Origin of the sequence: Exiguobacterium sp. s145, assembly GCF_018618835.1 — a bacterium.
Lineage (GTDB): Bacteria > Bacillota > Bacilli > Exiguobacteriales > Exiguobacteriaceae > Exiguobacterium_A > Exiguobacterium_A artemiae.
The window spans coordinates 1-24,044 of the sequence record NZ_JACSMV010000027.1; the positions used below are offsets into that span (position 1 = coordinate 1).

Here is a 24,044-nt window from a genome sequence, read left to right on the forward strand (position 1 = left end):
AAACGGCTTGGCTCCATTAGAATACAGAGCTCAAGCCGTTTAAAAGATTTTTATTATTTATCCTGTCTACTTGACGGGGAGCAGTTCACAATCCGAATCTGTTTTTTTTAGTTCGAAAAGTGGAATCAATTGGTAAAATATTGGTCAGACAACTTGACTTTTAAAGCGCAATCATTTTATACTGACGTTAGCTTAATATTGTTATTGTCACTACTGATTCACATTGCGTCACGAACAATCTTTTCGTCGCTCCATGTATTTCGGGACAATAATGAATTTCTTTCATATGCGCGGCATATGTATTAAGTAATTTATTTTTGGAGGTTGTTCCCATGAACACAGGTAAAGTAAAATGGTTTAACGCAGAAAAAGGTTTCGGTTTCATCGAAGTTGAAGGCGGAGAAGACGTATTCGTACATTTCTCAGCAATCACTGGTGAAGGTTTCAAATCACTTGACGAAGGTCAAGAAGTTGAATTCGAAATCACTGAAGGCGCACGTGGAGCACAAGCTGCTAACGTCGTAAAACTTTAATCTTAACTTTTCAATCGTCCTTTTTCGAAAGGGCGATTTTTTTAATGAGTTAATATCTTGAATTCAAGATATATGTGCGCTATACTGACGATACAAACTATTCATTCAGAAAAGGACGTGGCAAACATGGAATTACTCGGTATTCATCATGTATCCATTTTAACGGGGATGGCAGAACGCAACTATCAATTTTATACACAGGTTCTCGGGATGCGTCTGATCAAAAAAACGGTCAATCAGGATGATACGACGTCATATCATCTCTTTTACGGAGATGCGGAAGGCAATCCGGGAACGGATCTGACGTTTTTTGATATCCCGCATTTAGGGACCGGTGTACCCGGTGCGTCAAGCATTTCGTCGACATCACTCCGTGTCAAAACAACAGCGTCCCTTCAGTTTTGGAGAGACCGCTTTATACAACAAAGCGTGGACCATGATGCGATTGTCGAACGGGCGGGGCGTCAGACGCTGGCGTTCCGTGATCAGGAAGGAACCCGGTTGATTCTTGTCGCAGAAGACGGCGAACAGGGGGTCGCAGGAGGTGTGCCATGGAAACACGATGAGATTCCGGCTGAACATGCCATCGTCGGCTTAGGTGCCGTGACGCTGACCGTCAATGATCCGGAACCGACGGCTCTTGTCTTAACGGAAGTCCTCGGCTTTAAGAAAATCGGCAGTTATCCATCGCTGGCCGGTGATTTTGCGGAGATTGATGTCTACTCGACGGGACAAGGCGGAATCGGGGCAGAAGTGCATCTCGAAGCTCGTCCGGATCTCGACCGGGAACGTCTCGGACGTGGCGGCGTCCACCATGTAGCGTTCCGTGTCCCGAACAGTGAAGAGTATGACTTATGGGTGAAACGATTGAAAGAATACCGTCTGCCAAACTCAGGGAAAGTCGACCGTCACTATTTCCAGGCGCTCTATTTCCGCGAACCGAATCATATTTTGTTTGAATTATCGACGGATACACCGGGATTCGCAACGGATGAATCGGTCGAAACGCTCGGTGAGACATTGGCACTTCCACCGTTCCTTGAGCCAAAGCGCCAAGAGATTGAAGCCCGTCTTCGCCCACTCGAAATCTGACAATCCTGTGACACAGGTCACAGACTGACGGGCGTCCCGTATACTAAAGACAGGAACCAGAAAAAAGGAGTGACGGGATGTTAGGAACTACGTTAGGTCAATTTCGATTGATTGCGATTTTAGAAGGTATTTCATTTTTAGTCTTACTGTTGATTGCCATGCCCTTAAAGTATATGGCAGGCATTCCGGAAGCCGTTTCCGTCGTCGGAGCCATGCACGGTGTTTTATTCGTCATGTATGCGCTATGGCTTGCTGTCGTTAAATTCAAATACCGTTGGTCGTTTGTAAAAGCAGGAATCGCCTTTATCGCTTCGTTCATTCCATTCGGGACATTTGTACTCGATCGAAAGTTAAAACAGGAAGCAACAAACGCGTAAATTGTGTATACTAGAAAAAGCACGGCTGTGGATAACTGTTTTTGTCGATTCGAAGCAGATTATCCACAGCTTTTTTCTGTGGATAATTTTTAGGAGGATACTATGTCAACATTTGAAGCACTACACATTCAAGAACAATGGGTCAAGAAATTACAAAAACAAGGCATCAAACAACCAACGCCTATTCAAGAGCAGGCGATTCCGCATTTGCTCGCCGGTCGTGATTTAATAGGAAAAGCGCAAACCGGAACAGGGAAGACACTGGCGTTTCTTCTGCCGATTCTCGAACAAATCGATTTAGAGAGCAAAACGGTTCAAGCGTTGATCGTCGCACCGACACGTGAACTCGCACGTCAGATTGCAGATGAAACACACAAGTTAATCCGGAACATGGAAGATATCCGTGCGCTGGCTGTATACGGTGGACAGGATGTCTTCAAACAAATCCAACGTCTCGGTCGCATGCCACAAATCATCATCGGGACACCGGGTCGGATTTTGGATCACGTCGGTCGTGGAACACTTGATTTGAGTGAATTGAAGACGCTTGTCCTGGATGAAGCGGATCAGATGCTGCAAATCGGATTCTTACCGGAAATCGAAGATATCATCGCAGCAGCACCGGTTGATCGTCAGTTCGTCATGTTATCAGCAACGATGCCGGAAAAAGTCGAGCAACTCGCGAAAACGTATTTGCGTGATCCGATTGAAGTCCAAGTCGAGGCAGAAAAAGTAACAGTCGACGCCATCGAACAGTTCGTCGTCGAAACGACGGATCGCCGGAAACAGGCGACACTCCGGACGATGCTTGACGAGATGCGTCCGTATGCCGCAATCATCTTCTGCCGGACACAACGCCGTGTCAGCAAGCTGAATGAAGAATTACAGATGCAAGGGTATCCGACGGATGAATTGCACGGTGGTTTGACACAAGGGAAACGTGAAAAAGCGATGGCGAAGTTCTATCAAGGAAAAACACCATTCCTGATTGCAACAGACGTTGCATCACGTGGTCTTGACGTGACGGGTGTCACGCACGTCTTCAACTACGATTTACCGGACGATGCGGAAAGTTATGTTCACCGGATTGGTCGGACAGGCCGTGCCGGAAACGACGGCGTAGCGATTTCAATCGTTACCCCACGCGACGGCCGCAGTTTCCGTGATATGGAACGCGAACTGGGTGTCGAAGTGACACCGATTGTCGTCGAACTTTCGGATGAAATGATTCGTGCACAGCACGATCAAAGCAAAGGAACGAAAAAACCGGCGGAAGGCCGCGGTAACACACGCCGCTCGAGCAACCGCCGTCCGGGCCGTGATCATCATAAATAAGTAAGTGAAAATCCCCTTTTCTCCATGGATTATTTGGAGGAAAGGGGATTTTTTATTTGGCGTATACCATCTGTCCGCCGAGATGACCGGTATAAGCGAGTAAACCGCTTCCGACGATTGCGACGAGCAGGCTTAGCATAAGCATTGTTTTTTTGTTGGAACGGTAGCCGAGCAACAGGAGGACAAAGGCAATTCCAAAGGCAACGAGGCTGAACAAGGCGAAATTTTCATGATTCGAGATGGCCGCGTGTGTTGCACTGCTCAGATTGGTTTCTGCATATTCTTCAGCCCCGTCACCCGATAAATACGCTGCGACGCCGGACAGCAGACCGGCAAATAACGTGATGAGGACAAATAATTTTAACTGGACCCATTTGAAACTGAACAGTAATAAGAGTGTTGCGAACAGTAAAAGAGCAATCGGTGCATGAACGAGCAGGGGATGAAGCGGTACGCCACCTAACATAAGATAACCTCCTTGATAAGTAATGGAACATACTGTTACTTTAACCGGGTTATCTGACAGTTAGCTGACGGTCATTAAGAAATTGGAAAAAGAATCGTGAAGCGTGTTCCGGTTTCGGGTGTGGATTCAACAAAGATAGTGGCTTGATGTGCATCGGCAATCGATTTGGCGATGGCGAGCCCGAGCCCGGTTCCGGTACCATGGCGAGAGTGATCACCGCGGAAGAACCGTTCAAATATCTTATCGTAATTTTCCGGTGGAATGCCGATTCCGTGATCAGCGATGGTTAATCGAACATCGGTTGACGTCTGTTGCAGGTAAACTTCAATATTAGCATCGCTGTAGGCAGCGGCATTTTCTAGAAAGATCGTCAACAGACGGATCAACTGGTTAGGATCGCCCTTGATCAACAAATTGGGCGCGACAGATAAGGCCAATGTCCGGTCGACTAACGTATGTTTAAACCGTTCAGAAGTCTGTGTGACGAGTGTACTTAAATCAATCGGGCTCATGGATCCGGGTTGACCTTCCCGGGCCAACAACAGTAAGTCGGAAACTAAATACTGCATCGAGGCCGTCTCTGCCTTCAAATCCGATAAGATTGTTTTTCCTTCCGTGCTGAGCGGCTCGGTCTCGAGTAACTCGATGCCGCTGTATAAAATCGTCAGCGGCGTCCTTAGTTCATGAGAAGCGTCTGATGTAAAACGGCGCTGTCGGTCAAAGGCTTGCTGAACGGGAACGACGGAACGACCGGCGAGTACGTAACTGAGACCCATCAAGACAAGGGTCGACAAAATCGTGATGCCGGCTAACATGGCGATCAGGCGCTGGAGTGTATCCTGTGTGGCAGAGATGTCTTTCATCAGAACAATCATACCCTGTTCATCATTATCCCGTTGATAAAGCAGATAGTGCCGGTCGTCGAATTCGACTTTTTGAGTTTCTTCATCTGCGGTCATAAAGCGCTGAAGGGTCTTCGCCGGTAAGTCGTCAGGAAGCGATGTGAAGCGGACTGAACCGTCCGGATTCATAATCTGAAAGTAAATCGGATTGCGGATTAACCGGTCTTCGCCGTGCTCGATCCGTTCGAACAGATCGCGGTCGGACACTGACTTTAATTGGTTCAGCTCGGTTTGATCGAGCAGCCGGGCGGTCGTGAAGTAAACACCGACTAAAATCAGAATCAACAACAGTAAAAACGTTCCGCTGAATAGTAGCGTCAGCCGTTTTCGAATGGTTTCAAGCATGAGGACCTCCGAGCCGATAACCGAATCCGCGAACCGTTTGAATCAAAGCCGGTGCACCGGCAGCATCGAGCTTTTTCCGGACGAGCCGAACGAGTGCGTCGAGTGCATTATCGGTGATATCTGCGCCGATTCCCCAAACGACTTCAATGATCAGCTCACGTCCCATGACCTGCTCCGGGCGGCGGAGCAACAGCGACAGAAATTCGAATTCACGACGTGTCAGCTCAAGTAACTGTCCGGCATAGGAAATCGTCTGAGTCGTGATATCAAGTTCGAGTTCCTGATACGAAACAGTCGAGACGAATGCCTTTTTCTGACGCCGGCTCAAGGCGCGGAGGCGTGCTAACAGTTCGTTTGCCTGAAAGGGCTTCACGAGATAATCATCGGCACCACTGTCGAGTCCGTGTACCAAATCGATTTCCGTATCACGGGCCGTCAACATCAGAATCCCGCCTTCAAAGCGTTCCCCGCGCAATTCAGTCGCTACTTCAATCCCGCTTTTATGCGGCATCATCCAGTCGAGGACCAATAAATCATAACGAAAAGTCTGACATCGCTCGATGGCTTCGAGTCCGTCATGAGCCACATCGACCTGATAGCCGGCACGTTCCAAATGAAGCCGCAGCATTTTGGCAAGTCGCTTGTCATCCTCTGCAATCAAAATCCGCATCCTTGTTCCTCCCGGTTTGTTTTTTCTTATTATCCCACAGTTGTCATCAGCTAGTTGTCAGTTTTTATCGATACAGTAAAGATAACAGGAAATGAGAGGAGAGGAAAAATGTGAAACCGAAACCGTTCGCGAAATGGATTGTGGGACTGAGCAGCAGTGTCTTTTTAGGACTTGCGATTGGTCAGTTGACCGTTGCGACAAACGATCAGCCGGCGAATACCATCAATACAGGAGATTCTTATTCGAACGAGACGACAATCCCGAGTCAGCCGTCTAACGGTGATGACGATGAATGGGGAGAGTCAGATGAAGACAACGGATATTACTACGAAGAGGATGACGACGATGACGGTAATTGGCAAAGCAACGATTCTTCCGGATTTAATCAACCGAGCGGCGGAAGTGACGGTCAGTCCAGTCATTCGAAATAGGAGGTGAAACGAAATGGAGCGGCAACTCTATTCGATGCATAATAACATTCGTTTTATCACGAACCAAAGGATCGAAGAAAAGGAATGGCAGGACATCGAGCAGTTCTTTCATTATGTGGACCGGCAATGGTCACGATTCAGTTCGTCCAGCGAAGTCAGTCAGTTGAATCAACTGCTGATTGGGCAGACGCTGACGGTATCGTTACCGCTTGCACGACTGTTGCAGCGGGCAATCCATTATTTTGAACAGACCGAACATTACTTTTCGCCCTTCCTACTTGAACAGCAGCGCGCAAACGGTTACGACCGATCGTTTCCTTTCCGACAGGCGGTTGAATCAGAAGCAATCCCGCCGCCTGAAATCAGTCCGTTTTTAGTCGAAGGATGTGAAGTGACGCGGGTAGGGGGAGGAACGATTGACTTAGGCGGAATCGGCAAGGGAGCAGCGGCAATGATGGTTGCCCAGCGTTTACGGAAGAACCAGCCACGCGGATTGATTGAGGCTGGAGGAGACGTCATCGCCTGGTCCGATGGTGAGCCGTGGAAAATTGCCGTCACAGATCCGAAGACAGAAACTGAGATTGCAGAAATCCGGTTACGGCAAGGAGCTGTCGCGACCTCGAGCCGGATGTATCGTTCCTGGAAAGTGGGCGACAGGACGAACCATCATTTGTTAAGTGGTAAGACAGGGCGTCCGATTGAAAGCCGGTTCGTCCAAATCACGGCGTCTGCGCCACAACTTTATGAGGCAGAAGTGATGACGAAACTCGCTTTTCAGATGACAGAATCCGAGCGACAGAACAAACTGTTCAAGTGGTTTCCGAACGGACGGCTGTTGTTGATGGATGAATCCGGAAAAATGGTAGCGGAAGAGAAAGGAGGACAAGCCATATGGACTGGATAAAGTGGTTATTTTCAACGTGGACGATGATTCGTTTGAGCGGGTTGGGCGGACATTTCTTTTTGACACTATCGGTGTTAGCCGGTCTACTCGGTTCATTCCCGGCATTGAGAAAACAAAAGGCACGTCTGCATAACATTCACCTGTACAGTGGCTGGGCCGGATTATTGGCGATTGTGCTTCATGCGACGCTGATCGTCGTCGATACGTATGCTCCTCTGAGTTTGCTTGAAATTCTGATTCCGGGAACGGCATCCTATGAGCCGCTTTGGAATGCCTTTGGAACGATCAGTCTGTACCTGTTTGGTTTTGTCTTGGTTACTTCTGATTTCTTGAAAGAGGCGCTCGGAAAAACATTATGGAAATTAACGCACTGGCTTGTCCTGCCGGCCTGGCTCTTGATGACACTTCACGGGATTTTCATCGGAACGGATACAGGAACACTTTTCACGACCATTTGGTATGCCTGTTCCACATTAACGCTGTTCACGCTGATTTTGTACCGGATGCAGGTCCGTCCGAAAACAGCAACACCTAAAAAGCAAGCGTCCTCACTGATAAAATGAGGACGCTCGTTTTTTTAACGTCGTCTTAACCATGTGGTCCAAGCCCGGAAGGCATCTTCCCGATTTTCGATATAATTGTGGTCACTGTCCACGATGATTTGTTCAAAGGCACTGGCATCCTGAAGCAAGTCATGATGAAGTGATTTGATGGACGTCTCATCACGTTCCGACGTCACAAGCAAGGCGGAACGTGTTCCGAGTTGTTCTTTCAGTGACAGCAGGTTCCACGTCGCATGATGTCGTTTTAGTTCGTCGAGCAGTATGTCGCCGTCGGTATGGGACAGGAACGTGGCACCACGACTCAACACACCCTGCAACGCTTCTTCGTGTTCCGGATAGTCGAGTACGAGTTGACCAATCAAACCGAAGTTAAACGGAGAGATTCCAATGTAATGGGCAATGTCCGGAACATCAATGAAGGCGTGGAGTCCGGCAAAGCCGCCCATACTGTGACCGACGATTGAAATCTGATCGGCTGAGATATCATGTGCCTGCGTAAATTCAGGAGAAACGACATGTTGCATGACGGCGGTCGCGTCTTCAAGAACATGCTGGAAACGGAATGCACCCGGACTGCCGATCGTTCCGCGGTAAGACGTCACGAGGACATGAAAACCAAGGTTTTGTAATTGAACGGCCCAATCCATGTTCAATTGTTTCCCGGGGAATCCATGGAACAGAACGATGAGTGGAGCGGGACCGGCGAGTGCCGGGGAATAAAGCCGGCAAAATAAAGACTCCTCTCCGCCGCTCGGCAGTTCGAGTAATGATAAGTTGGCTTTTTTAGTAATGGTTTCCATGACATCCACTCCTTCAGAAAAAGTTGCATCTGCCATTTAGTTTGATACAAATCGATGAACAAGGCAATGATTAAGTCTATGAATTAAATGAGAACACAAAAAAAGACGGAACGCGGAACTCGATGTAAAATCGGGTTCCGTCTTCCGTCCAATCGTTTTTGCCTTTAGAATACTTTAGTCGTCCATGATTCACAATTCCATAAATCCGTTGCGACGGCTTCATAAAATTCAGGTTCATGTGAAATCAACAGAACGGTTCCCTTGTATTCCTGTAACGCACGTTTGAGTTCTTCTTTTGCTTCGACGTCCAAGTGGTTAGTCGGCTCATCGAGAACCAGAATGTTGGATTCCGTGTTCATCAATTTACAAAGGCGGACCTTCGCTTTTTCGCCACCACTGAGCACTTCGATTTTCGATTCGATGTGTTTCGTCATCAGACCACATTTCGCGAGCATGGCCCGGACCTGTTGCTGTGTCAGAGACGGGAATGTACCCCAGATCTCTTCGATACACGTATTCGAATTTTTTTCTTTAATTTCCTGTTCGAAGTAGCCGATGTGAAGATTTTCCCCGCGTTCGACTGTACCGGAAACCGAAGGAATCTCTCCGAGCAGACTTTTCAGCAAAGTCGACTTCCCGATACCGTTCGCTCCGTGCAACGCGATTTTTTGACCGCGCTCGATCATCAAATCAAGCGGACGGGAAAGCGGCTCATCGTATCCGATGACAAGTCCTTTTGCTTCGAACATCAACTTACTTGGTGTCCGGGCTGTCTGGAAATGAAACTCAGGTTTTGGACGTTCCTGCGCGAGTTCGATGACGTCCATCTTATCAAGCTTCTTCTGACGCGACATCGCCATGTTACGTGTCGAGACACGGGCCTTATTGCGGGCGACGAAATCTTTCAGCTCGGAAATTTCCTGCTGTTGACGTTTAAAGGCTGACTCATGTTGCTTCTTCTTCGCCTCATGGACAGTCAGGAAGTTGTCGTAATCACCGACGTAACGGTTAAGTCCTTGGTTTTCCATATGGTAGATCAAGTTGATGACACTGTTCAGGAATGGAATGTCGTGTGAAATCAAGATGAACGCATTTTCGTAATCATTAAGGTAACGTTTCAACCATTCGATATGTTGCACATCCAGGTAGTTGGTCGGCTCATCGAGTAAAAGGATATCCGGTTTTTCAAGCAACAGTTTGGCAAGCAGAATTTTTGTCCGCTGTCCGCCGCTGAGTTCCTGGACATCACGATCGAGACCGATCTCATCAAGACCTAGACCGCGTGCAATTTCTTCGACTTTCGCATCGATCGTATAAAAATCATTGTTCGTCAAGATGTCTTGCAAGACACCGACTTCTTCTAACATTTTTTCGAGTTCGTCTGGTTCGACTTCGCCCATTTTTGTATACAGATCATTGATTTCCTGTTCGATGTCGAACAGATATTGGAATGCTCCCTTTAAGGCATCACGAATCGTGAGTCCTTTGGAAAGAACAGCGTGCTGATCCAGATAGCCGACCCGAACGTGTTTTGCCCATTCGACTTTTCCTTCGTCTGGTTCAAGCTGCGAAGTAATGATGTTCATGAACGTCGATTTTCCTTCGCCGTTCGCTCCGACGAGACCGATGTGTTCCCCTTTTAACAGACGGAACGAGACATCTTCGAAAATCGCACGATCGCCAAAACCATGGCTTAAGTTTGATACCGTTAAAATACTCATAGTTACTCCCTTATTTCACGAATTCAATTAGACGCCTGTCCGTTTTTTCTGGTTGTTCGTTTTTTTCGTTTTTTGGCTTGTCATTTGTTTTGTTTCTGTTCCGCGCAAACCGGTCGGACGTTTTGTCTGTGATTGTTTTTTTGCTTTTAATTGTTCAATCATTGCTTCTTGAAGAGACAATTTTTTTGGTTGTTCGCTCATGTGTGTTCACCTCGATTAATTCGTTCTTATCCTCTAGTATGCCAAAAAAAACGTGTCTTGAAAACGAACTATACTTAATTCTTTCATTAAATGATTTCTTCACCTAAATAAATCACGTAACAGTTTCGGTCTAAATCGACTTCACAGCTGTCTCGCTCAAAGACCCCGTGATCCGGTACACTCAGTTTATCTTTGACCAAAAAGCGCATGGCCTGAATATGATTCGGGACTGTCACTGTCTTGATGACGGGATGTGAACCGCCTGCCTGGAAGCGCCGGAACTCGAGATGAATCTGGTGCGGCGGATAGACACGGTCCGCTGGATCACGGGGGGAAGCCTCGACATGATCGACAATCAACTGGTCATATTCCCCGTCCATTTCATTGGACCGCAACTCGTATAAGTGCCCTTCGATGATATGGAATTCGCAGAGTTGATGCGCAATGATTTCTTCCGGATCAATGGCGAAACGGCTGTATTGATAAATGGATTTAAATTCATTTTGATCTTCGACATAATAGGCAAGTGACATTTGAATTCCTCCTCAAGTCTTCTTCGTTATTCTACTGGCATTAACGAAAAAAGTTCCGGAACGACTTAGAAACTTTTTTGCTGGAAAAAGCGTATACTTAGAATAACAAATTGTGATGAAAGGGGTATGCGATGTGAGTTGGATGAAACAGGCGACACTTGCAGCTACATTGTTGGTCGGAACGACGCTCAGCGGGTGTGGATCGGATAATGCAAAAGCGGAGCGTCCGGATGATCCGGATTGTGACGATTATGAATATGATAATGATGAAGGTGTTTGGTATTGCGATGATTCAAGCTCGACACACTCCGGGTTCTTTTACTGGGGAGGAAGTTATTTTGCTTCACGTGCCTTGATGCATAGTGCGATGCGGACGAAAGGGTATACACCCCGGTCAAAAGACGTCAAAAGTTATAACAGCAAGACAAAAGGATTTGGGACGGGATCATCGTCCGGCTTCTTCGGCGGATGAGGACACGGCAGGAACTCTACGGGGATATTGACGCTTTTTGGGATGTGCTCGACGGTGAAACGTATGCCTTGGCAGAAGTGATGCCTGTTCCGAAAGAAACGATCGAAGCCTTACGCACGGCGGCTCGGGAAGCCTATACCATCTTTGAAAAAGTGATTCCGATTCTTTGGACAATGGATGACGACGGATTGATTGAACTCGGTTTTCCGAAAGCTGCCCTGTCCTTTTTACGGTTACAGACGATGCGGCCTTTATCGGTCATCAGCCGTTTTGATTTCATTGTCACAGGCAATCGGATATCGGTCATGGAATGGAATGCGGATACGCCGACGTTCATCAAGGAATGTTTTGAAGTCAACGACCGGATTGCACGGAAAGTGGGATTGGGATCGTACAATGACGGGCAGGCGAAACAGTTGGCGGACAGCGTTGATCGTGCGGTGAAGGCGGCAAGCCACCGGATCCATCACGAAAATCCGCATGTCGTGTTTACTTCACACGGAGACAACATCGAAGACCGGTGGACGACAGAGTATCTGCAACAATTTGTTGCCGGTGCTACATACTGTCCTCTTGACGAACTTGAGATACGGGCAGAAGATGGATTGTATGACCAGCAGGGACGACGAATCGATATTCTTTACAGGCAGACGTTTCCGATCGAGATGGCTTTACTCGACCGTGATGAAGACGGAACAGAGCTCGGACGTTTATTGCTTCAGCTCGTCGAGATGGGACTGCTTGAAATCATCAATCCACCATCGGCTTTCCTGATGCAGGCGAAGTCGGTCCTGGCATTGATTTGGCTCCTGCATGAAACCGATCATCCTTATTTGACCGGACACGATCATGAGGTCATTGCGGCATATTTCCTGCCGACCTATTTGAGTCCGGAGCCGTTTTTACGTCAGCACCAGGCTTTCGTCGAAAAACCGATCTTCGGACGGGAAGGGGATACCGTGACCGTCCGTCAAGGGGACGGGACGGTTCTGTTCAGTAACGAACAACGTTCATTCAGCAATCAGTCGGCCGTGTATCAACGGTATCAGGAATTACCGATGTGGTCATTAGAAGATGGAACAGAAGTCGCATACATGTTTGGCGTGTTTGTGCTTGGCGGGCGACCAAGTGCTGTCGGGGTGCGGGCAGGTGAACGGATCACGGGCAATCGATCCTATTTCTTACCGATCGGGCAACGTGAAAATCAAGAGGAGGATGGATGATGAAAGCAGCTATTTTAGGCGCGACCGGCTTAGTGGGGCAAGAACTGGTCGATCAACTATTGGCGCATGATGCGTATCAGGAAGTACATGTTCTCGTACGTCGTCCGATGAATCGATTTCATCAAAAACTCGAAGAATGGGTAATTGATTTTGATCATGTGACGGAAATCGAATTACCGGAAGTGGATCACGTCTACTGTGCGCTGGGGACGACGATTAAACAGGCCGGATCGCAAGAAGCGTTTCGTCTCGTGGATTACACGTATCCGATTGAAGTAGGGCGGGAATTGCTTGATCTGGGAGCCACTCGATTCGCCCTGATTTCAGCACTTGGTGCGCATCCGAATGCGAAAACATTTTATAACCGTGTCAAAGGCGATGCGGAAAACGGATTACGTGTGCTCGGCTATGATGCCTTGCTGATCTTCCGACCTTCATTGTTATTAGGAGATCGGGACGAATTCCGCTTCGGTGAACAGGCGGCGGCCCGGGTGTCGACCGTATTACGCCCCTTGTTGCGGCGCAGTCCGTATGCACCGATTGAAGCGGCAAAGGTCGCACAGGCAATGATTCATCATACCTTGCATGAACCGCCGGGCGTGACGATTGTGGAATCAAAAGAGATGCAGACCTGAGTGAACGGATTTTTCGTGTCACTCTTTTTTTGTGGGCGGAAATTAATATTTGACTCGTCAAATGATTTACGGTTGAATGATATAGTGCTGTCTCATATATAAAAAGAAGTGAGACAATTCAGTCAAAATGGTGCAAATCTTTTAATCGGTTAAGTGACGCTTATCATTTGGGGAAAGCGGGAAAAAGATTTTAGACCATGCACGAATTCAACGGTAGACGAAAGGAGCCTTCATTATGGCAGATTTTGATCGCGATCAGGTCTACAAGACTGTTCCGCAGAAAGGGTTCTTCGGAAACCCGAAAGGATTGTTCACGCTCTTCTTCACAGAGTTCTGGGAACGGTTCTCCTACTACGGGATGCGCGCCATCCTCATTTATTATATGTACTACTCTGTAAAAGATGGTGGTCTTGGAATCGACGAGAAAATGGCGTCTTCCATAATGGCGATCTACGGATCACTAGTTTACATGTCTGGTGTCATCGGCGGATGGATAGCAGACCGTTTGCTCGGAACATCACGGACCGTATTTTACGGCGGTGTATTGATTATGACCGGACATATTGTTCTGTCTTTACCAGCAGGTGCTACAGCACTGTTCTTCTCAATGGGCTTAATCGTAATTGGGACAGGGTTATTGAAACCAAACGTTTCGAATATTGTAGGTGATCTGTACAGTAAAACGGATAATCGACGTGATGCCGGTTTTAGTATTTTTTATACAGGAATCAATGCAGGTGCATTCTTATCTCCAATTATCGTAGACGGAGTACGTTTGCAGGCAGGTTTCCACGCTGGATTTGCTGTTGCGGCAGTAGGTATGTTTTTGGGATTAGTTGTTTTTGTATTGACGAAGAAAAAAAATCTCGGACAAGCTGGTCAGTATGTATTAAATCCGATGCCTAAAGAAGAAAGAGTACGTTTTTATAAAGTAGCTTCTTTTTCCTTAGTTGGTATTGTAGTTCTTGGCTGGATTGCTTCAACAATTGGTTGGTTGACAATCAATACGTTTTCGTTTGTTGTAACGATTCTTGGAGTCATCATTCCGATCTTTTATTTCTATTTCATGTTGCGTAGTCCTAAAATTACCTCTGACGAAAAATCAAGATTGTATGCATACATTCCATTGTTTTTGGCGGCTGTTATTTTTTGGGCCATTCAAGAACAAGGAACGTATGTGTTATCTAAATTTGCCGATCAACGCACTGAGTTAAGTTTCTTCGGATATGAATTCAGTCCGGCACTTTTCCAATCGGTCAATCCGCTGTTTATTATTGCACTGGCACCAGTCTTTGCAAGTATATGGATTAAGCTTGGGGATCGTCAGCCGACAACGCTTCAAAAGTTTTCGTTTGGTTTAGTATTTGCCGGCTTATCCTTCATCGTCATGATGGTTCCAGGTCTATTGTTCGGAACGGAAGGGTTGGTCAGTCCCCTTTGGTTAGTATTTAGTTTTCTGTTAGTCGTGATTGGTGAACTTCTCCTTTCTCCGGTCGGTTTATCTGCGACGACAAAACTTGCTCCATCTGCATTTTCGGCACAGACCATGAGTTTATGGTTCATGACAAATGCTACTGGACAGGCTGTCAATGCCCAAATCGTTAAGTTTTATGATCGTGATACGGAAGTAATGTATTTTGGTATCACGGGCTTAGTTGCCGTTTTCTTCGGATTATTACTGCTTGTTTTTTCGAAAAAGCTCCAAGTACTTATGAAAGGAATCCGTTGATCCTATACTGATAAGGTATGGAAAACCGTCTGTTTTCATTATGAAAATCAATCGAACAAATAAAAAAAGTAGCGCTGTATAACGCCTACTATGACAGACAGTTGAAACAATCAAACTGTCTGTCATAGTAGGTATTTTTTATTTTTCGTGATGAATAGTTTACTTCCAAAATAGATAAAAAAACAACTCCATATTCATACTGGAGTTGTTTTATAAGTTTTCTGTGTAAACTGTTATTTCGTAATACTGATTTTACCTTCTACATTATATTTTTTCTTGATTTTAATTGTTTTTGTTTTGCCTGTTTTGCTACGATGACCATCTGTGGTAAACCATTGATTGTATTTCTGTGTATAGTTTTTGTACACAACACGCGTCTTAAAAGTACCTTTTTTACCTTTTGGAATGTATTCTTCAGACTTCACCGTTATAGTTTTATCTTTACCGAAGAACCCTTCTAAAGACCCCTTAATAGAACCCCTTGAAATTTCACCTGCTCCAGTAACACTCCAGCTAGTTTTTACTTTCTCGGATATACTCATTTTTTGTGGACCGTGCATTGTCTTGGATTCTGCTTTCCATGCACCATAACTTTTTGATTTATAAACAGGAGATGCTGCAGGAGTATAATAGAAATAAGTACCTTCATTTCCACTTAAGGCCTGGGTATCTTTAGGGCTTATTAGTGAAAGGGAAGTTGATAAAAGTAAAATTGCACCTAAAATTTTTGTGAATTTCTTCATCATAAACCTCCAAATGTTTATTTCTAACTGTTTCAATATAACATTTAAGGGTTTTTTTGCAATTCAATCATTCGTCCGAATATGGCGTAAAGATTCTGCGAGCAGGGCGACGAGTGTTCCGAGTACGAGACCGTTCGACATCAATGTCGTGACGAGCGGAGGTAAATCGGAAGTGGCGCCTTTCGGAAGGAGCAGGGCACCGATTCCGACGAGAACCGGCAGTCCGACCGTAATCATCGCGGTCTGACGGTTCAACTCCCGCGAAGCTTCCGTCACACCGATGATGGCCATACCGGCAACGATCGGAGCGACCATCGCGTATCCGACAGCGACCGGGATCTTGGCAATCAGTCCGACGAACGGCGTGACCACGCTGAGGAACAGACAAACAACGTTAGCGATCGCAAAGGCTTTCCGGTCCGTATTATCCGTCGAGGCGATGAAACCGGCTGTCCCGGAAATCGCAACAGGACCGACTGTTCCGAACATTCCTGCGAAGATTTGTCCGATTCCGGCAGTCACACCGGCAGTCGCAACTTGTCCTTTGACCTTCTCTCCACGTTTTGCGCTGATGATTCGTTCAATGACTTTGATGTTCGCCAAGACGTTTGTCATCAGTAATAACGAGATGATAAGTGCTGTCGGAAGTAAACTCCAATCGAGCTGAATGCCACCGAACGGCATCAAATCAGGGAAGGTAAAGAATGGACCGTCAAACGCCGGCATCTCGGCACGCCCGATCAAAGCAAACATACTCCAACCGACGAGCAGGGTAATCAATAAAGCATACTGCCGTAACCGGTCGCTGCGTTCCAAGTAGAGTGAGATGATGACAGTTAAGACAGAAATGACGGCAGGAAGCACCTGAATCTTTCCATCTTCAATATTCAGCAGTCCTTTCATGACCGAACCGGATAATTGAGCCGATAACAGTAACATATAAACACCGATGACCTGTGGTGTGAACAAAGGAACGAGGCGGCGAAGTACCCCGGTCAGGGTCAAGATGATACAGATAATCCCGCTTAGGATCAGGAGAAAACCAAGAGACTGTAACGTATTGGAGTAACTGCCGTACAATGTGATCCCGATTGAAGAATAAAGCGCGAATACTCCCCACCAAATACCGGCAGGACCTTCCATGATCGGCAGACGATGACCGAATAAAACCTGAACCAGACTCAAAATCGCAAAAACAAATAAACAACGAGAGAGGAAAGCGAGGGTATCTGCACTTGATAGTTCAAATGAGGCGGCAATCGCGAGTGGCGGGGCAATGTTAGTACAGATAATAAACAAAAACCACTGAATCGTGGAAACAACAGTACGTGGCAAAACAAATGATTCCCCTTTCGAATAACGGATGCTTTTTTCATCTTAAACCAAATATTGAAAAAGAGATAGATATGCTTACATTAACTGAAAATTCTAAACAATTTTTTCATATGTGATTTAGCACATTATAATGGGTATCCTAAAAGAGGAGGGATGAACATGAAAAAATGGTTAAAACGCATCAGCGTCAGTTTGCTGATCATAGTTGGTATCTTAGTAGCGGCATTCATGATTTGGGCTCAGTTTGATTACATGCCGACAAAAGAAGCGCAGCAATACCTTGGTGAACCGGTCGGTCAAGGCTATCAATTCGGAGATGACACAAGTGAAACAGGGTTCATTTTTTATCAAGGTGCAAAAGTGGATCCTGCCGCGTACAGTTATCTCGGTCATCAATTAGCGAAAGAAGGATATTACGTAGCGCTTCCGAAATTACCTTTTAATATTGCGCTGCTTGACTCTAAAAAAGGATTATCGATCATCGAAGATCATCCGAAAATCAAACGTTGGTATTTGATCGGACATTCGTTAGGCGGAAGCGCAGCCTCAACGATTTTGGAAGACGGTCCGAAAATCAAAGGCATGATTTTTTTGGCTTCTTATCCGATTGATGCCATCAATACCCCATCGCTAACCGTTTACGGTGGACGGGATGGGGTGTTACCGGTCAAGGATATTGAGGACAGCAAACAGGATGTCCGCTCCGATGCGGTCTTTCATCTGATAAAAGAGGGGAACCATGCAAACTTCGGGATGTATGGAAAACAAAAAGGAGACAACAACAGTCCGTTGACGTCAAAAGCACAACAGGATGAAACGTTGAAGGTAATTCAGAAATTTGTATCTGGACAATAACAAAAGCCCGCTCTTCTGTCTGACCGGACAGGGGAGCGGGCTTGATGTTGTGTGAAATATCGTGTTTCCTCTGCTTGTGTCACGGTTATGTTAATCTTCGGGAGACCTCGTCAAGCGTCGGTAAGGCGGCCATCGCGCCTTTCACCGAGGCAGCCAATCCGCCGGAAATCGCGGCAAATCGACCGATATCCTGTAATTCTGTTTCATCCCAGTCAAACGAAAACGAGCGGATCGCGCATTGATGCAGGAGACCGGACATGAAGGCGTCGCCTGCTCCCGTCGTATCGATTGCATCCACCGAAATCGCCTGGATTTCAGCCATCGAGCGGTCGGTATAAAGCAGAGAACCTTCTGCGCCACGTGTTACAGCGAGCAAACGGATCGGATATTCTGCGAGCAGCTCGGCAGCCCCTTCATCCAGATTCGTCTGTCCCGTTAAAAAGGTCAGTTCCTCCTCCGCCAATTTCACGATTTGAGCATCCGGTAAGACGGAACGAATCGTGGAACGGGCGGCGTCCAAGTCCGACCATAACGATTCACGTAAGTTTGGATCGTAAGAGATGGGCACATTATTCGACTTTGCGACTTCAATCGCCCGCCGTGTTGCTTCGACCGCATCTCCGGAAATCAAGGAAATCGATCCGATGTGCAAAAGATCCGCTTCTGCAAGGGAATCTGGAATGTCTTTTTCATGAAAACTCATATCCGCCCGGTAACTGTTGATGAATTCAAACGACCGTTCACCGTCGGCGGCATTCGTGACAAGGACAAGACCGGTTTTATGCTCTGGATCAAAGACGAGATGATCCGTCTTCACCCCGTAATGGTGGAGTGTATCTTTCAAAAAGTGTCCCATCGAATCATCACCGACGGAACCGAGGAAATAACTGTCGGCACCGAGCCGTGCTAATCCGACGGCGACATTGGCCGGAGCACCACCCGGATTTTTTTGGAATGTTACATTATCGGCATCGAGTGGAATTAAATCAATCAGTGCTTCACCAAGACTATAAATTTTCATGTGATTTACTCCTTTCAAAATCTGGCCGGATCCGTTCTACATGAAGGGCCATATAGCCGACTTCGGATTGCGGCACAGTCGTCTGCAGTTCCTGTTCCAACCAAGCAGCCATATTTTCCGCACAGCGGAAAGCGTCCGTATACCGCGTTTTGACGGCAGACAAGATGACATTATCCATATCATGCAACGTTTGCCCTTGTTCGATCCGGGCTAAAACGAGTTTCATATGGGTGAAGAACCGGTAATAGGTCATCGACGTCGTTTCGATCGTCTGACCGAAAAAGGCTTCGATTTGTTCCCGCAACTCGTTTAGTAACGTCGCCGTTTGGAGGGCGGTTGCCATGTTGGGATGCCGTTGCCGCGCATTGTACAGGTGAAGGGCGATATTCGCAGCCTCTTCTTTTGGTAAGGAAACAGCTAACTTTTGTTCGATATGGGCGACGGCCCATTCGCCGATCTGATATTCGGCAGTATACAGCAATCGGATTTCTTCCGCCAACCGGTTGTGGACGACCAGTTGTTCCCGGGCCAGCCGGACGGCGTGGGCGAGGTGATCGGTCAGACTGACATGAATGTAGTCATGAAAAGGTGTTTTCAGTTCGCCTTCGGCATAAGAAATGATCTGTTCCGACAAATCGATGATATCGAGTGGTGTCGTCGTCAGGATTTCCTTGAACTGTTCAGCATTCTCAAAAGACGGAATGAACATTTTTTCGATTTTCGTCGGATCAACGGGATCCTTCTTTTTCTTGCCGAAAGCAATGCCCGGTCCCATGATGATCCGTTCCTGACCTTGTTCTTTTGTGACGATCGCGTTGTTATTGAGTACTTTATGAATGATCAGTCTGACTACCTCCTTTCTACTTCTATTATACGGGTTATCGGCAATCTAGGAAAACTGACAAATGCGACCCGAAGAGGATTCTCAAGGGGTCGCATTTTTTAATTAAGCAGCCAAATCCGTCTGTTTTTGTTTGCGTGCATCGAGACGCATCAAGATGACGGTAGAAACGAAGGCTGTTGCGACAGCAATCGCAAAACCAACGAGGTAGTTGATTAAATTCGAAGCGCCAAGCGGTGCGACGATGGCGATCATCGGGATACCCGTCAATCCGTAAGCATTCGCTGCGACTTGCGTCAAGACGACGTATCCACCGCCGATTGCACCGCCGATTGCGCCACCGATAAACGGTTTACCGAGTCGGAGGTTGACCCCGTAGATGACCGGTTCCGTGATTCCGAGAAACGCCGAAAAAGCGGACGGAAGAGCGAGTGCTTTGAGTTTAACGTTTTTCGTCATGAAGTAAACCGCAAGGCCAGCTCCGCCTTGAGCGACGTTCGCCATCGACCAGATCGGGAGCAGGAAGTTTTTGCCGATACTCTTGTCGGCAAGGAGTCCTGCTTCAATCGCATGGAAACTGTGGTGCATCCCTGTAATGACGATTGTCGAGTACAGACCGCCGAACAGAAGGCCGGCGACGACCGAGAATTGCTCATAGAAGAAGACGAGAACAAACGAGATCCCTTTTCCGAGCAACGTTCCAATCGGGCCGATGACGATCAGGGCGAGGAATCCCGTTACGAGGATCGTTACGAACGGTGTGACGAGAAGATCGAGTGTTTCCGGTGTCCGTTTACGGACCTGCTGTTCGATTTTAGCCATGACCCAAACTGTCAGAAGGACCGGGAAAACTGTTCCTTGATAGCCGATCAATTCAATGTTCATGCCGAGGAAATGCATCACTTCCGGTTCGCTGTTTCCGAGTGTCCACGGATTCAACAACGACGGATGGGTCATGATGCCGCCGATGACGGCACCGAGATACGGATTCGCTCCGAATTCACGGGCCGCCGAGAAACCAATCAGAATCGGTAAGATGATGAAGGCAGAGGACGAGAACATATCGAGCAACTGAACGATGGCCGAGTCACCACTGACCCAACCGAAGGCTTTAATCATGCCGAGCAGTCCCATTAACAGACCGGCAGCGACGATGGCCGGAATCAACGGTACGAAGACGTTGGATAACGAGCGGGCGAGACGGGCAAAAGGATTTAATTTTTGCGAAGCGGCTTTTTTGACATCAAGCGGTTCTTCACCGTCCAGTTTCACACCGGCAAGCGGGGCGAATTCAGCGAAGACTTTGTTGACTGTGCCTGTTCCGAAGATGATTTGGTATTGACCGGAACTTGAAAATGCACCGCTGACACCGTCTAAATCTTCGAGTGCCGCTTGATCGACTTTCGATTCATCGTGTAAGACAAGACGAAGGCGTGTCGCGCAATGGGCGGCGGTAATGATGTTTTCCCGACCTCCGACGAGTTCAAGGACACGGGCTGCAGTTTGTTTGTAATCCATCTTGAGTTCCTCCTTTAGGAAAGGCGTGCGGCAAACAAGGCACAAAAAAAGGCAAGACCGAACAGCATCTCCACGAACGAGATGCTGAATCGGTCTTGCCAGCCGTACTGTCACAATCCGCACTATTGACTTGTTGTTCTCATCATAAAAAGAAAAGAAAGCGTTGTCAACCGTTAAATGGGTTCTTTTTGAATCGAGATATCGACTTCGACTCCGAAGTGGTCCGAAACGACCGGTGCGAAAACACCGTCAAAGACGACTCCGACACGATCGACATCAATTTTTCGATTCGATAAGACCAAGTCGAGACGTAATCCTTTTTGATTTTCTTCCCAACCATCGATTTTTCCTTCGACCGTCTCGATGCCGACGGTTTCCTGCGCCAGCAAAAAGACATCATGAAGGCCGCGTTGCATCATATAGTCATAACCGGTCTCACGTTCCAATGCATCATTGTTGAAGTCTCCCATGAACATCGTCCATTCCAAAGGATCCATGCGGGCAATCAGATTGTTGAACTGTTCGCTGAACGGCTCATCCGCATCTTCCCACCAGCCGAGATGGCAGGAATTAAAGGTGATTGGTGTCCCGGCGAGGTCAATCGTCGCCCGGACGATTTTGCGGGACTTCCAGTCCATCGTATCCTGACTGCGGCTGATGTAATAACTGTCCGACTTTAAAATAGGATGTTTCGTCAAGAGGGCAAGACCTTCTTCATACGCATCATATCCGATATGCGAGAAGTCCCAGACAAACGAATAATCGAAACCTTGTTTAGCCAAGGCTTGTTGAATCAGATAGACAAAATTATCTTCACGGATGTTGTTATACAGAACAGGCGTGTCCATCAGTTGACTGACTTCCTGTAAGGCGATGACATCATAATCCTGTTGAATGATTTGCGTAACGATTTGATCAAGTTTCTCGAGTTGATCAGTTTCTTGCCAAGAGTGGCAGTTTAATGTGAGTAATCGCATGGGTTGATCCTCCTGTTTTTCAATAAAGAAAGGTGAAACTCAACAAGAGCTTCACCTTTTCTTATTTACCCTAAATCATCTGGTTTATGCGCCGATTCGATCTTGGATATCTGATTTTAAGACATCTGCTTTAGGACCGTAAATGGCTTGCACGCCATTATTTTTTAGGATTAATCCGAGTGCACCGTTGGATTTCCAATCCGATTCCGGGGCAACGAGGCTTGGATCTTTGACCGTGACACGTAACCGTGTCATGCAGGCATCGACTTCCTCGATGTTCGATTGACCGCCGAGTAATCCAATAATCCGTGATGCCTGTGATTGATCGGTTGTTGCAGCCGCTTCATTCGAAGCTTGAGCATTGTCCGAAACGACGACATCATCCAAGTAGTTTCCGTTACGGCCTGGTGTCGCATAGTTGAACTTTTTAATGACGAAACGGAATGTAAAGAAGTTCAAGAAGAAGAAGAAGACACAGACACCGATGAAGCGGATTAAATCACCAATCAGTCCTGCTTTGGCAATCAGCGGAATCCGTGTCAGCAATTCAATGGCGCCGAACGCATGAATCCGAAGATGCATGACGTCAGCCAAAGCAAAGGCGACACCTGTTAAGACGGCATAGATGACGTAAAGTACAGGTGCGATGAACATGAACATGAATTCGATCGGCTCTGTGACTCCTGTTAAGAAGACGGCAAGACCAGCAGATAAGAAGACCGGTTTGTACGCTTTCTTTTTATCTTCGTCAACCGACATGTACATGGCAACCGCGACACCGATTAAAGAAGCAAGAGAAGTGACAACTTGTCCTTCTTTGAAACGTGCCGGGACGACACTGTTGATTAAATCGTTGTATCCTTGGGTATTACCTGCTTGTTTTAAGTTGACGAGATCGGTAATCCAAGCGAGCCATAACGGGTCTTGACCTGCGACGGTCGAACCTTGGGCCGCACCTGTTAAAATCTTATACGTTCCTCCGAGCTCCGTGTAGTTCATCGGAACCGTCAGCATGTGGTGAAGACCAAACGGTAAGAGCAGACGTTCCAGTGTTCCGTAGACAAACGGAGCAAGGATCGGTGCCGTATCGCGTGACGTCGCGATCCAGCGTCCGAAGTCATTGAGTAATCCTTGAACGAACGGCCAAACGAGTGATAAAACGAACGCGGCAACGACGGATCCACCGATGACGACGAATGGCACAAATCGTTTACCGTTGAAGAACGCAAGTGCATCAGGCAGCTTGCTGAAGTTATAAAATTTATTGAAGAGTACGGCTCCGAGGAAACCGGAAATAATTCCGACGAATACGCCCATGTTGAGTGCCGGAGCACCAAGGACAGAAGTGAAATAATCTTTCACGATTAAATCAGAACCAAGTAAAGATGTGACAGTTGCTTTTGGATCTGCCAGCATCGCCGAATTGACACCGAAGATGGCACCTGTAACGCGGTTGACCAAAATAAACGCAAGCAATGCGGCGAATGCGCCGCCGGCCCGTTCTTTTGCCCACGATCCACCGATCGCAACGGCGAACAGGACGTGGAGATTAGTAATGATGGCCCAACCTAAATCTTCAACGATTCTTGCAACCGTTTGCATAAATACGATGTCACCACCGTACATCCCAATCAACTTCCCGATCGAGATCATGATTCCGGCAGCTGGCATGACTGCGATGACTACCATTAACGCTTTTCCTAGCTTTTGCCAGAAATCAAATGAAATCTTGTTTTTCATGTGGTCTCACTCCTCTATGTATCTGTTATCTGTGTAATTAGTGCAAAAAATGTAAGCGATTAATGCAACCGCTTGCACCTAG

General features: G+C 47.0%; 26 protein-coding genes. 12 read left to right on the forward strand and 14 right to left on the reverse strand.

Features of this window, described 5'->3' with window-relative positions; all coding sequences use genetic code 11:
• Positions 1-332 precede the first annotated feature (332 nt).
• The 4 genes from KNQ07_RS14760 to KNQ07_RS14775 all read left to right on the forward strand — a co-directional run bounded on the left by KNQ07_RS14760 (position 333) and on the right by KNQ07_RS14775 (position 3,337).
• Positions 333-533: a cold-shock protein gene (locus tag KNQ07_RS14760; RefSeq protein WP_012371797.1), complete on the forward strand. Its 201-nt coding sequence runs from the start codon at positions 333-335 to the stop codon at positions 531-533.
• Positions 534-659: 126 nt separating this feature from the next.
• On the forward strand, positions 660-1,625 hold the full coding sequence (locus tag KNQ07_RS14765; RefSeq protein ID WP_012371796.1) for a ring-cleaving dioxygenase: 966 nt from the start codon (positions 660-662) through the stop codon (positions 1,623-1,625).
• A 77-nt stretch (positions 1,626-1,702) separates the two neighbouring features.
• The gene (locus tag KNQ07_RS14770) at positions 1,703-2,002 is read left to right on the forward strand and encodes a DUF3817 domain-containing protein (protein ID WP_012371795.1); all 300 of its coding nucleotides are present in this window, start codon (positions 1,703-1,705) and stop codon (positions 2,000-2,002) included.
• A 102-nt stretch (positions 2,003-2,104) separates the two neighbouring features.
• Entirely contained in the window at positions 2,105-3,337 is a 1,233-nt protein-coding gene (locus KNQ07_RS14775) for a DEAD/DEAH box helicase (RefSeq protein WP_012371794.1), read from the forward strand.
• A 52-nt stretch (positions 3,338-3,389) separates the two neighbouring features.
• Here the strand turns inward: KNQ07_RS14775 and KNQ07_RS14780 are convergent, their stop codons facing one another.
• From KNQ07_RS14780 to KNQ07_RS14790, 3 genes are all read right to left on the reverse strand, one after another.
• Positions 3,390-3,803: a DUF2231 domain-containing protein gene (locus KNQ07_RS14780; RefSeq protein ID WP_012371793.1), complete on the reverse strand. Its 414-nt coding sequence runs from the start codon at positions 3,801-3,803 to the stop codon at positions 3,390-3,392.
• 74 nt (positions 3,804-3,877) lie between these two features.
• Positions 3,878-5,050, reverse strand: a complete 1,173-nt coding sequence (locus KNQ07_RS14785; RefSeq protein WP_012371792.1) for a sensor histidine kinase — start codon at positions 5,048-5,050, stop codon at positions 3,878-3,880.
• Complete coding sequence (locus KNQ07_RS14790) at positions 5,043-5,720, reverse strand: response regulator transcription factor (RefSeq protein ID WP_214767566.1); 678 nt, start codon at positions 5,718-5,720, stop codon at positions 5,043-5,045. The genes KNQ07_RS14785 and KNQ07_RS14790 overlap by 8 nt, the downstream gene beginning before the upstream one ends.
• Before the next feature lie 110 nt (positions 5,721-5,830).
• On the opposite strand from KNQ07_RS14790, the gene KNQ07_RS14795 reads away from it, so the two are divergent.
• Genes KNQ07_RS14795 through KNQ07_RS14805 form a run of 3 tightly spaced genes read left to right on the forward strand, consistent with a single transcriptional unit; the run spans position 5,831 to position 7,618 of the window.
• Positions 5,831-6,151 (forward strand): hypothetical protein, encoded by a 321-nt coding sequence (locus KNQ07_RS14795; protein WP_012371790.1) that lies wholly within the window; start codon positions 5,831-5,833, stop codon positions 6,149-6,151.
• Positions 6,152-6,164: 13 nt separating this feature from the next.
• Positions 6,165-7,055 carry an FAD:protein FMN transferase gene (locus KNQ07_RS14800; RefSeq protein ID WP_214767569.1) on the forward strand — a complete coding sequence of 297 codons (891 nt, stop codon included), beginning with the start codon at positions 6,165-6,167 and terminating at the stop codon, positions 7,053-7,055.
• On the forward strand, positions 7,043-7,618 hold the full coding sequence (locus tag KNQ07_RS14805; protein ID WP_012371788.1) for a ferric reductase-like transmembrane domain-containing protein: 576 nt from the start codon (positions 7,043-7,045) through the stop codon (positions 7,616-7,618). Before KNQ07_RS14800 ends, KNQ07_RS14805 begins: the two co-directional genes overlap by 13 nt.
• Before the next feature lie 14 nt (positions 7,619-7,632).
• On the opposite strand, the gene KNQ07_RS14810 is transcribed toward KNQ07_RS14805, so the two are convergent.
• The 4 genes from KNQ07_RS14810 to KNQ07_RS14825 all read right to left on the reverse strand — a co-directional run bounded on the left by KNQ07_RS14810 (position 7,633) and on the right by KNQ07_RS14825 (position 10,873).
• Positions 7,633-8,418 carry an alpha/beta hydrolase family protein gene (locus tag KNQ07_RS14810; protein WP_214767571.1) on the reverse strand — a complete coding sequence of 262 codons (786 nt, stop codon included), beginning with the start codon at positions 8,416-8,418 and terminating at the stop codon, positions 7,633-7,635.
• A gap of 164 nt (positions 8,419-8,582) precedes the next feature.
• Positions 8,583-10,139, reverse strand: a complete 1,557-nt coding sequence (locus tag KNQ07_RS14815; protein ID WP_012371786.1) for an ABC-F family ATP-binding cassette domain-containing protein — start codon at positions 10,137-10,139, stop codon at positions 8,583-8,585.
• Between the two features lie 27 nt (positions 10,140-10,166).
• A complete protein-coding gene (locus KNQ07_RS14820; RefSeq protein ID WP_012371785.1) occupies positions 10,167-10,340 on the reverse strand; it encodes a hypothetical protein in 174 nt (57 codons plus the stop codon).
• 86 nt (positions 10,341-10,426) lie between these two features.
• On the reverse strand, positions 10,427-10,873 hold the full coding sequence (locus tag KNQ07_RS14825; RefSeq protein WP_214767574.1) for a hypothetical protein: 447 nt from the start codon (positions 10,871-10,873) through the stop codon (positions 10,427-10,429).
• A gap of 142 nt (positions 10,874-11,015) precedes the next feature.
• Here KNQ07_RS14825 and KNQ07_RS14830 point away from each other — a divergent pair, with 142 nt between their 5' ends.
• The 4 genes from KNQ07_RS14830 to KNQ07_RS14845 all read left to right on the forward strand — a co-directional run bounded on the left by KNQ07_RS14830 (position 11,016) and on the right by KNQ07_RS14845 (position 14,932).
• On the forward strand, positions 11,016-11,345 hold the full coding sequence (locus tag KNQ07_RS14830) for a hypothetical protein (protein ID WP_012371783.1): 330 nt from the start codon (positions 11,016-11,018) through the stop codon (positions 11,343-11,345).
• Positions 11,342-12,568, forward strand: coding sequence for a glutathionylspermidine synthase family protein (locus KNQ07_RS14835; RefSeq protein ID WP_012371782.1), 1,227 nt, complete (start codon positions 11,342-11,344; stop codon positions 12,566-12,568). Before KNQ07_RS14830 ends, KNQ07_RS14835 begins: the two co-directional genes overlap by 4 nt.
• Positions 12,568-13,203 (forward strand): NAD(P)H-binding protein, encoded by a 636-nt coding sequence (locus KNQ07_RS14840; protein ID WP_012371781.1) that lies wholly within the window; start codon positions 12,568-12,570, stop codon positions 13,201-13,203. The genes KNQ07_RS14835 and KNQ07_RS14840 overlap by 1 nt, the downstream gene beginning before the upstream one ends.
• A 235-nt stretch (positions 13,204-13,438) precedes the next feature.
• Entirely contained in the window at positions 13,439-14,932 is a 1,494-nt protein-coding gene (locus tag KNQ07_RS14845) for a peptide MFS transporter (RefSeq protein ID WP_214767577.1), read from the forward strand.
• A gap of 233 nt (positions 14,933-15,165) precedes the next feature.
• Here KNQ07_RS14845 and KNQ07_RS14850 read toward each other — a convergent pair whose 3' ends face one another.
• Positions 15,166-15,675, reverse strand: a complete 510-nt coding sequence (locus KNQ07_RS14850) for a hypothetical protein (RefSeq protein WP_214767580.1) — start codon at positions 15,673-15,675, stop codon at positions 15,166-15,168.
• 63 nt (positions 15,676-15,738) lie between these two features.
• Positions 15,739-17,010, reverse strand: coding sequence for a purine/pyrimidine permease (locus tag KNQ07_RS14855; RefSeq protein ID WP_012371778.1), 1,272 nt, complete (start codon positions 17,008-17,010; stop codon positions 15,739-15,741).
• Between the two features lie 159 nt (positions 17,011-17,169).
• Here KNQ07_RS14855 and KNQ07_RS14860 point away from each other — a divergent pair, with 159 nt between their 5' ends.
• Positions 17,170-17,865, forward strand: coding sequence for an alpha/beta hydrolase (locus tag KNQ07_RS14860; RefSeq protein ID WP_214767583.1), 696 nt, complete (start codon positions 17,170-17,172; stop codon positions 17,863-17,865).
• A gap of 85 nt (positions 17,866-17,950) precedes the next feature.
• Here KNQ07_RS14860 and KNQ07_RS14865 read toward each other — a convergent pair whose 3' ends face one another.
• From KNQ07_RS14865 to KNQ07_RS14885, 5 genes are all read right to left on the reverse strand, one after another.
• Positions 17,951-18,886 (reverse strand): carbohydrate kinase family protein, encoded by a 936-nt coding sequence (locus KNQ07_RS14865; RefSeq protein WP_012371776.1) that lies wholly within the window; start codon positions 18,884-18,886, stop codon positions 17,951-17,953.
• Positions 18,873-19,775 carry a PRD domain-containing protein gene (locus tag KNQ07_RS14870; protein ID WP_214767632.1) on the reverse strand — a complete coding sequence of 301 codons (903 nt, stop codon included), beginning with the start codon at positions 19,773-19,775 and terminating at the stop codon, positions 18,873-18,875. Before KNQ07_RS14870 ends, KNQ07_RS14865 begins: the two co-directional genes overlap by 14 nt.
• A gap of 57 nt (positions 19,776-19,832) precedes the next feature.
• Complete coding sequence (locus tag KNQ07_RS14875) at positions 19,833-21,245, reverse strand: sucrose-specific PTS transporter subunit IIBC (protein WP_214767586.1); 1,413 nt, start codon at positions 21,243-21,245, stop codon at positions 19,833-19,835.
• Positions 21,246-21,418: 173 nt separating this feature from the next.
• Positions 21,419-22,222, reverse strand: coding sequence for an endonuclease/exonuclease/phosphatase family protein (locus KNQ07_RS14880; protein WP_214767589.1), 804 nt, complete (start codon positions 22,220-22,222; stop codon positions 21,419-21,421).
• Positions 22,223-22,306: 84 nt separating this feature from the next.
• Positions 22,307-23,962, reverse strand: coding sequence for a PTS transporter subunit IIBC (locus KNQ07_RS14885; RefSeq protein WP_214767593.1), 1,656 nt, complete (start codon positions 23,960-23,962; stop codon positions 22,307-22,309).
• Positions 23,963-24,044 lie beyond the last annotated feature (82 nt).

Bases quoted from the DNA above. Each gene is read 5' to 3' on its own strand.
- KNQ07_RS14760 (WP_012371797.1), top strand. From the start codon at position 333: ATGAACACAGGTAAAGTAAAATGGTTTAACGCAGAAAAAGGTTTCGGT.
- KNQ07_RS14765 (WP_012371796.1), top strand. From the start codon at position 660: ATGGAATTACTCGGTATTCATCATGTATCCATTTTAACGGGGATGGCA.
- KNQ07_RS14770 (WP_012371795.1), top strand. From the start codon at position 1,703: ATGTTAGGAACTACGTTAGGTCAATTTCGATTGATTGCGATTTTAGAA.
- KNQ07_RS14775 (WP_012371794.1), top strand. From the start codon at position 2,105: ATGTCAACATTTGAAGCACTACACATTCAAGAACAATGGGTCAAGAAA.
- KNQ07_RS14780 (WP_012371793.1), bottom strand. From the start codon at position 3,803: ATGTTAGGTGGCGTACCGCTTCATCCCCTGCTCGTTCATGCACCGATT.
- KNQ07_RS14785 (WP_012371792.1), bottom strand. From the start codon at position 5,050: ATGCTTGAAACCATTCGAAAACGGCTGACGCTACTATTCAGCGGAACG.
- KNQ07_RS14790 (WP_214767566.1), bottom strand. From the start codon at position 5,720: ATGCGGATTTTGATTGCAGAGGATGACAAGCGACTTGCCAAAATGCTG.
- KNQ07_RS14800 (WP_214767569.1), top strand. From the start codon at position 6,165: ATGGAGCGGCAACTCTATTCGATGCATAATAACATTCGTTTTATCACG.
- KNQ07_RS14805 (WP_012371788.1), top strand. From the start codon at position 7,043: ATGGACTGGATAAAGTGGTTATTTTCAACGTGGACGATGATTCGTTTG.
- KNQ07_RS14810 (WP_214767571.1), bottom strand. From the start codon at position 8,418: ATGGAAACCATTACTAAAAAAGCCAACTTATCATTACTCGAACTGCCG.
- KNQ07_RS14815 (WP_012371786.1), bottom strand. From the start codon at position 10,139: ATGAGTATTTTAACGGTATCAAACTTAAGCCATGGTTTTGGCGATCGT.
- KNQ07_RS14820 (WP_012371785.1), bottom strand. From the start codon at position 10,340: ATGAGCGAACAACCAAAAAAATTGTCTCTTCAAGAAGCAATGATTGAA.
- KNQ07_RS14825 (WP_214767574.1), bottom strand. From the start codon at position 10,873: ATGTCACTTGCCTATTATGTCGAAGATCAAAATGAATTTAAATCCATT.
- KNQ07_RS14830 (WP_012371783.1), top strand. From the start codon at position 11,016: ATGAAACAGGCGACACTTGCAGCTACATTGTTGGTCGGAACGACGCTC.
- KNQ07_RS14835 (WP_012371782.1), top strand. From the start codon at position 11,342: ATGAGGACACGGCAGGAACTCTACGGGGATATTGACGCTTTTTGGGAT.
- KNQ07_RS14840 (WP_012371781.1), top strand. From the start codon at position 12,568: ATGAAAGCAGCTATTTTAGGCGCGACCGGCTTAGTGGGGCAAGAACTG.
- KNQ07_RS14845 (WP_214767577.1), top strand. From the start codon at position 13,439: ATGGCAGATTTTGATCGCGATCAGGTCTACAAGACTGTTCCGCAGAAA.
- KNQ07_RS14850 (WP_214767580.1), bottom strand. From the start codon at position 15,675: ATGAAGAAATTCACAAAAATTTTAGGTGCAATTTTACTTTTATCAACT.
- KNQ07_RS14860 (WP_214767583.1), top strand. From the start codon at position 17,170: ATGAAAAAATGGTTAAAACGCATCAGCGTCAGTTTGCTGATCATAGTT.
- KNQ07_RS14865 (WP_012371776.1), bottom strand. From the start codon at position 18,886: ATGAAAATTTATAGTCTTGGTGAAGCACTGATTGATTTAATTCCACTC.
- KNQ07_RS14875 (WP_214767586.1), bottom strand. From the start codon at position 21,245: ATGGATTACAAACAAACTGCAGCCCGTGTCCTTGAACTCGTCGGAGGT.
- KNQ07_RS14880 (WP_214767589.1), bottom strand. From the start codon at position 22,222: ATGCGATTACTCACATTAAACTGCCACTCTTGGCAAGAAACTGATCAA.
- KNQ07_RS14885 (WP_214767593.1), bottom strand. From the start codon at position 23,962: ATGAAAAACAAGATTTCATTTGATTTCTGGCAAAAGCTAGGAAAAGCG.